3 protein-coding genes are annotated in these 1,624 nt (G+C 38.1%); 2 read left to right on the top strand and 1 reads right to left on the bottom strand.

The genetic code is table 11. The features are described from left to right. Positions 1–9 precede the first annotated feature (9 nt). Complete coding sequence (locus AB447_RS27320; protein WP_277620360.1) at positions 10–111, top strand: phage holin family protein; 102 nt, start codon at positions 10–12, stop codon at positions 109–111. 47 nt (positions 112–158) lie between these two features. Next, complete coding sequence (locus tag AB447_RS23100) at positions 159–1,103, top strand: glycoside hydrolase family 25 protein (RefSeq protein WP_048356554.1); 945 nt, start codon at positions 159–161, stop codon at positions 1,101–1,103. Positions 1,104–1,133: 30 nt separating this feature from the next. On the opposite strand, the gene AB447_RS23095 is transcribed toward AB447_RS23100, so the two are convergent. Further along, positions 1,134–1,550 (bottom strand): immunity 70 family protein, encoded by a 417-nt coding sequence (locus AB447_RS23095; RefSeq protein WP_006637262.1) that lies wholly within the window; start codon positions 1,548–1,550, stop codon positions 1,134–1,136. Between the last annotated feature and the right edge of the window lie 74 nt (positions 1,551–1,624).

Genomic DNA, 1,624 nt, shown 5'->3' with positions numbered 1-1,624 from the left:
ATTAATGAATTGATCTCTATTACTGAAAATGCAGGGAAAATGGGCGTTTATGTGCCGGAGCCGATCACCAAAGCGATTGAGATTTTAAAACAACAAAATAAATCAAAATAAGGTTGCTTATTGGCAGCCTTTTTATTTTTAAAAAGGAGGATTTTTTTATGGGAATCAAAGGTATTGATGTATCACATTGGCAAGGGGATATCAATTGGAAGAAGGTTGCGGCGGATAGGATCAAATTTGCCTTTATTAAGGCGACAGAAGGAACAACCCTAAAAGACAATAAATTTGAAACGAATGTTTCAGGTGCAAACGCCGCAGGGATTAAAACAGGAGCTTACCACTTTGCGCGATTCGGGTCAAAGTCAGAAGCATTGGAAGAGGCCAAGTTCTTTCTGTCCGCTGTGAAAAAGGTGAGTCTCTCATATCCGCTTGTACTTGATCTTGAAGTGAATCAGAGGAATGTCAGCAAAGCGGTTTTGACGGATGCAGCAGTTGCTTTCTTACGAGAGATTGAAAAGGCCGGCTACTTTGCCATGATTTATAGCGGAAAGTCCTTCCTTGAAAATTGCCTTGATGAATCTAAACTGAAGCCGTTTGCGTTATGGGTTGCCCGTTACAGCAGCAAACTTGGCCGGGATGCAGATATCTGGCAGTATTCTGATTGTGAAAAGGTAGCCGGTATTTCTGGGAATGTGGATATGAACATTTGTTATCGAGACGGATTAAGGGCGCATGCAGCTGTAAAAACTGAAAAGATATCTGCAGTTAAACCTGTGTCAAATATAAAGTCAGGGAAATCGACCACGACTTACACTGTCAAAAAAGGAGACACACTTTCAGGTATCGCGCAGAAATATAAAACAACTGTCAAAGCTCTTCAGAGCCTAAATAACATTAAAGATGCAAATAAGATTTATGTTGGCCAGAAACTAAAGATTGGCGGCAGTTCATCAAATAATAAGCAGTATTACACAATCAAATCCGGCGACACCTTATCTGGAATCTCCAAAAAGTTCAATACATCTATTAAGACGTTACAAGCATGGAATGGCATCAAGAATGCGAACAAGATATATGCTGGACAAAAAATTCGAGTAAAATAACTTGAAGGCCCTATGTGAAGGGCCTTTATTTCAAATACTTTCAATATAAACGTCCGAATTTGTTTTTAAACCTTTCTCAAGAGCGCTTTTTAATATTTTTATAAAATCTTCTCCATCGCTCGTAACAAAGTAATTAGATAGGTCGGTAATCTCCTCACTTATATTATCTCCCCAAGGCGGTCTTTTGCTAATGTCCTCGATATCCCATACAACCTGTGAAGGGCTATAATTCTTCAGTTGCTCTTTAATATCCTCTAATTCTTCAAGAGCTTTGCTAATGTTTTCACTTTCAAGTTTTCCTTGATAAAGCTTATTTAGCAAAAAAGGATATTTTGATCCCCAACCGTTTTCTTCTAAATGATAGCTTACTGTTGAAAAAAATGAATGTAAGAAGTCGCCATGGCCGACCTGATACCAATAATATTTGACTTTAAATCCTACAGCCATCGTGCTTCACCCCTAATTAGTTTTAAATTTAATATCTGCTCTACCATTGGTTTTTTTCTATTTAGCCCCCTAAT

The organism is Bacillus glycinifermentans, from assembly GCF_001042475.2.
Lineage (GTDB): Bacteria > Bacillota > Bacilli > Bacillales > Bacillaceae > Bacillus > Bacillus glycinifermentans.
This window is presented reverse-complemented; position numbering and strand designations above follow the sequence as displayed.